Raw genomic sequence first — 5,740 nt, forward strand, 5'->3', positions numbered from 1 at the left:
GAAACCGCTCTTTATTAAGAGAAATTTCTAATTGGATTATCATCAACGAGTGCCCACACAGATTGATAGGTTCTTATTTTTAAAGAGCACACTCTGAAGTTCTCTTCAAAGTGGACGGCCATTTTAGCGAGATAACTTATCGTGTCAAACACTTTTTTAAGTTATTTCTCTGTGAGTTACTTTCGAACTCACTGACCTTGTCATCTCGGCTTCGCTTTGTTTGCTTTCCCGTGACAACGGAGGCGCATTATAGGGAGTTCGTTTAGGAACACAACCCTATTTTTCAAAAAAACTTATCTTTTTGGTTCGTTCGTATAGAAAACAATCAAAACCCGATAAAAGTGCATCAAAAAGGGGGCTACTGCCCCCTAAACCTTGAACTTCATCTCACTTTTCACTGCATTAGTGAAATTACTGGTGAGCGATAACTTGGTCATTGTTCACAATCAGCTGTACTTTCTTATCTGGCAATATTTGTCCGGCTAAGATTGATTTCGCTAGTGGGTTTTCGACATTTTGTTGAATGGCACGTTTTAGAGGTCGCGCACCATACACAGGATCAAAACCAACTTGAGCAATCAAATCGAGGGCTTTTGCGGATACCTCTAATTGGTAACCTTTTTCTTCTAAGCGTTTAGCTAGACGTTCCAGTTGAATAGAAGCAATCGACTTTATGTGCTCTTGACCAAGCGGATGGAATACAACACTTTCATCAACACGGTTTAAAAACTCAGGACGGAAGTGCTTACTAACCACATCCATAACTTCATTCTTAATGCCTTGGTAATCCAGAGTAGCAAAGTTCTCTTGGATGCGAGCTGAACCTAAGTTCGATGTCATGATCACTACAGTATTACGGAAATCAACCGTTCTACCCTGACCATCAGTTAATCGACCATCATCCAATACTTGCAGCAAAATATTGAACACATCGGGATGCGCCTTTTCTACTTCATCTAATAGGATGACAGAATAAGGTTTGCGACGAACCGCTTCTGTTAGATAACCACCCTCCTCATAACCAACGTAACCCGGAGGCGCACCAACTAACCTTGCCACAGAATGTTTCTCCATGAATTCAGACATGTCGATACGTACCATTGCGTCTTCGCTATCGAACATAAAGCTCGCGAGTGTCTTACACAATTCCGTTTTACCCACCCCCGTAGGGCCTAAGAATAAGAAGGAACCAATTGGTTTGTTTGGATCTGATAATCCTGCTCGACTACGGCGGATTGCATTCGATACCACTTCTACCGCTTCTGCCTGACCAATCACACGTTTGTGCAATACCTCTTCCATGCGGAGCAGTTTCTCTTTTTCTGCTTCGAGCATTTTAGAGACTGGTATACCCGTTTGCTTAGAGAGTACTTCTGCAATCTCGTTATCCGTCACCTTATTGCGTAGTAGCGTCATCTCTTGCATCTCAGCTTGAGTTGCAAGGTCGAGTTGTTTTTCAAGTTCAGGAATACGACCGTATTGCAATTCAGACATACGGTTTAAATCACCTGCGCGGCGAGCAAAATCCATGTCCATACGCGCTTGCTCTAGTTCACCTTTAATATGTTGTGTACCAGAAAGGGCCGCTTTTTCAGCATTCCACACTTCTTCAAGCTCCGCGTATTCGCGTTCTTTTTCATCCAACTCTTCATTAAGTGCATTTAAACGTTTTTCACTCGCTTCATCATGTTCATTACTTAATGCTTGTTGTTCGATTTTAAGCTGAATGATCTTACGCTCTAGCTTGTCTAGTGACTCAGGCTTGGAGTCAATCTGCAAACGAATGCTAGAAGCCGCTTCATCAATTAAGTCGATCGCTTTGTCCGGTAATTGACGGTCTGACACATAACGGTGTGACAAACTGGCCGCTGCGACAATCGCAGGGTCGGTAATCTCTACATGATGATGAAGTTCATAGCGCTCTTTTAGACCACGCAAAATCGCAACGGTATCTTCAACACTAGGTTCGTCCACCAGCACTTTTTGGAAACGACGCTCAAGTGCGGCATCTTTCTCTATATACTGACGATATTCATCCAATGTTGTTGCACCGACACAGTGAAGCTCGCCACGTGCCAACGCTGGTTTAAGCATATTGCCTGCATCCATAGAGCCTTCGCCTTTGCCAGCGCCGACCATAGTATGTAATTCATCGATAAAGAGAATAACGTTGCCTTCTTCTTTGGCTAATTCATTCAATACCGATTTCAAACGTTCTTCGAATTCACCACGATATTTCGCTCCTGCTACGAGCGATCCCATATCTAGTGAAAGCACACGACGCCCGCGTAGACCTTCCGGAACTTCATTATTAATGATGCGCTGCGCCAAACCTTCCACAATAGCGGTTTTACCCACGCCCGGCTCACCGATAATGACAGGATTGTTTTTAGTTCGACGTTGCAGTACTTGAATGGTTCGACGGATTTCATCATCGCGACCGATCACAGGATCCAGCTTACCCTGCTCTGCACGTTCGGTAAGGTCAATCGTGAACTTTTCCAAGGCTTGGCGAAGCTCTTCTGCATTGGGGTCATTGACCTTTTGACCACCTCTGATCTTTTCGATTGCTTGGCTAACTTTTTGCTCAGTTAAGCCGAGCTCTTTAAGCAATTGACCAAGAGGACCGCGGTCTTCCATTGCAGCAAGTAAGAAGACTTCTGATGAGATGTAAGAGTCCTGACGCTTTTGAGCCACCTTGTCACACAGGTTAAACAAAGTCCCCATTGAACTAGACAATTGAACATCACCACCAATACCGCTTACTTTTGGCAATCGGTCTAACATCTCGCTCAACTTTGAACGTAACTGAGTAACGTCGACATCTAACATTGTTAGCAATGGACGAATTGGGCTACCGTTTTGATCCAGCAAAGCCACCATAAGATGGACTGGTTCGATGTATTGATGATCGCGCCCTAACGCCAGTGACTGAGCATCAGAGATAGCGATTTGAAACTTACTTGTGAATCTATCAAGACGCATATCTTCCTTCCTAACCTCAACTTAAGAGAATTCTTTTGACAGTTAGAAAGATGGATACGCAAAGGGGGAATTTCAAGGGAGTGAATCAATAAAGATAGCTTTGCAAAAATAGAGCTATGCATCATAGCGAATTTGCGCTTGGTCAGAGTTAATCTTCAATCCAAATAAAAGTGGCTTGTCGACCAGTCACACCATCACGGCGATAGGAATAAAAGTCATCTTTGTCTTGAAAAGTACATAGACCTGAATCAAATACTTGAGTGACACCAAGTTTATTAAGACGCTGAGTTGCAAGCTTGGACATATCCGCTAACCACTTTCCTTCAACATCACGAGGGGTAAAGGCTTGATGAGCTTGTGAGTCGAAATCCATAAAGGCTTGGAGGACATCCTCCCCCACTTCAAATGCTTTTGGTCCAATAGCAGGACCAAGCCACGCCATTACCTCACCAGAAAACAACTCTAATGCGTTTTCAATGATACCATTCGCTAAACCACGCCAACCGGCATGCACCGCAGCAACTTGGGTACCTTGCATATTGGTCAGTAAAACGGGTAAACAATCTGCCGTCATAGCAGAACAGATAACATTGCTTGAACACGTATATATACCATCCGCATCGAGCACTTGCAAAGTCGGAGCACTCACTTGAGTGACAACCGTCGAATGAGTTTGGTTTAACCAGATAGGTGCGGTCGGCATATTTGCCTGTTGCGCTAACCATTCGCGGTTTTTTTCAACTAATGACAGTTCATCCCCAACGTGTGCACCTAAGTTAAGCCCTTGATACGGAGCAGAAGAAAAGCCCCCTACTCTCGTAGAGGAAAAAGCTTTTACATTCTTAGGCGCAGGCCAGTTGGGAATAACTGTCTTCATATTAGAACTCGTCTGGTAGACCGTATTCTTCTGTATCTTTGCGCAACGCTTCTGTCATGACGACCATATCCGCAGGCACTGGAGCATGGAACTCAAGCTCTTCACCAGTGATAGGATGTTCAAAGCGAAGCATTACCGCGTGCAGTGCTTGACGGTCAAAACCACGAATCATCGCAGTCACTTCTTCTGAAGCACCTGTTGGGATACGAGCACGACCACCGTAAGCGGTATCACCTAATAGCGGATGCTGCAGGTAAGACATGTGCACACGGATTTGGTGTGTACGACCGGTTTCTAGACGAAGACGAATGCGTGTATGCTCGCGGAAGTGCTCAGCAACACGGTAGTGTGTTACTGCTGGCTTACCCAGAGGTGCTACAGCCATCAGCGTACGCTTAGTAGAGTGACGACCAATTGGCTTATCCACTTTACCGCCTGCTGTCATACGGCCGATAGCAATCGCTTCGTATTCACGTGTAATGTTACGTTTTTGCAGAGCACGAACTAGACGAGTTTGCGCCGGAACGGTTTTTGCGACCACCATTAGGCCAGTCGTATCTTTATCCAAACGGTGCACAATACCTGCACGAGGTACTTCTGCAATATCAGGATAATGATGCAATAGTGCGTTGAGCACGGTACCATCTGGAGTACCCGCACCAGGGTGAACAACAAAATCACGAGGCTTATTGATTACGATGATGTCATCATCTTCGTAGACGATATCTAGAGGGATATCTTGCGCTTCCCAGCGTTCTTCATCTTCCAGCTCGGCTTGCAAGGTAATTTCCTCGCCACCCATAACTTTGGTGCGAGGTTTAGTGACAACTTCACCATTCACTTGTACTTTCCCGTCAAGAAGCCATTCTTTCAGGCGAGAGCGAGAAAAGTCTGCGAATAATTCGGCGATAGCTTGGTCCAAACGTTGACCTAATTGGCTATCTTTTACGGTGTTGGTTAAAACAATCTGCTGAGCCATATCGAACTTTTTTAAAAACTGTGAGACTAATGCTCACGACTGTGGAAAAATAGACTATTACGTCATTGTATCTGTTACTGGAAAGAAAGTAACGGCAGCTTAAGAAATATTTAGATTCAAGGAACAGACTCCTGATATGAAACATCAGACTTTAACAGGCCTTTTAGCGGTATCCCTTCTGTTTGGCTGTGCAAGCAAAGAAGAAATCGTTCCTGATGTGCCACCTTCTGAACTGTATGCTGACGCGCAAACGTCGCTTCAAAGTGGTAACTGGCTTTCTGCTATTGAGAAATTGGAAGCTTTAGATTCGCGTTACCCGTTTGGTGCCTACTCTGAGCAGGTACAACTTGACCTTATTTACGCGTACTACAAAAACGACGACCTAGCATTAGGTCTTGCAACGATTTCTCGCTTTATGCGTTTGAACCCAACTCATGAAAAAATGGACTGGGTATTGTACATGCGTGGTTTGAGCCACATGGCGCAAGACCGTAACTTTATGCATGACTTGTTCAACGTTGACCGTAGTGACCGAGATCCAGAGCCAGTTAAGAAAGCATTTGATGATTTCAAAAAACTGCTAGAGCGTTACCCAAACAGCCCATATGCTGAAGATTCACAAAAACGCATGGTGGCACTGAAAAACCGCTTAGCAAACTACGACCTTGCTACTGCGGACTTCTATCTACGCCGTGAAGCTTGGATTGCTGCGATTAACCGTGCCCAAGAACTTCAAAAAGCATTCCCAGATACTGAAGCAGCACGCAAGTCACTGGATATTCAGTTAGAAGCTTACAAGCAACTGGAACTAAAAGATGCAGTTGCCAGAACGGAAGAGCTGATAAAGCTTAACCCAGTAAAATAACACCAACCGCCACAGCTTTGCTTGTGGCGGGTTT

The 5,740-nt window shown here is 44.7% G+C and carries 4 protein-coding genes; 1 reads left to right on the forward strand and 3 read right to left on the reverse strand.

The genetic code is table 11. From position 1 onward, the window contains the following. Positions 1–411: 411 nt before the first annotated feature. From clpB to rluD, 3 genes are all read right to left on the reverse strand, one after another. Complete coding sequence (gene clpB / locus VJL_RS27005) at positions 412–2,985, reverse strand: ATP-dependent chaperone ClpB (RefSeq protein WP_038882441.1); 2,574 nt, start codon at positions 2,983–2,985, stop codon at positions 412–414. 148 nt (positions 2,986–3,133) lie between these two features. Then, positions 3,134–3,862, reverse strand: a complete 729-nt coding sequence (gene pgeF / locus VJL_RS27010) for a peptidoglycan editing factor PgeF (protein ID WP_038882442.1) — start codon at positions 3,860–3,862, stop codon at positions 3,134–3,136. 1 nt (position 3,863) lies between these two features. Next, positions 3,864–4,841 (reverse strand): 23S rRNA pseudouridine(1911/1915/1917) synthase RluD, encoded by a 978-nt coding sequence (gene rluD / locus VJL_RS27015; RefSeq protein WP_038874005.1) that lies wholly within the window; start codon positions 4,839–4,841, stop codon positions 3,864–3,866. A 136-nt stretch (positions 4,842–4,977) separates the two neighbouring features. On the opposite strand from rluD, the gene VJL_RS27020 reads away from it, so the two are divergent. After that, positions 4,978–5,706, forward strand: coding sequence for an outer membrane protein assembly factor BamD (locus tag VJL_RS27020; protein WP_038874006.1), 729 nt, complete (start codon positions 4,978–4,980; stop codon positions 5,704–5,706). The last annotated feature ends 34 nt before the right edge of the window (positions 5,707–5,740 follow it).

Source organism: Vibrio jasicida CAIM 1864 = LMG 25398, from assembly GCF_000400365.1.
Classification (GTDB): domain Bacteria; phylum Pseudomonadota; class Gammaproteobacteria; order Enterobacterales; family Vibrionaceae; genus Vibrio; species Vibrio jasicida.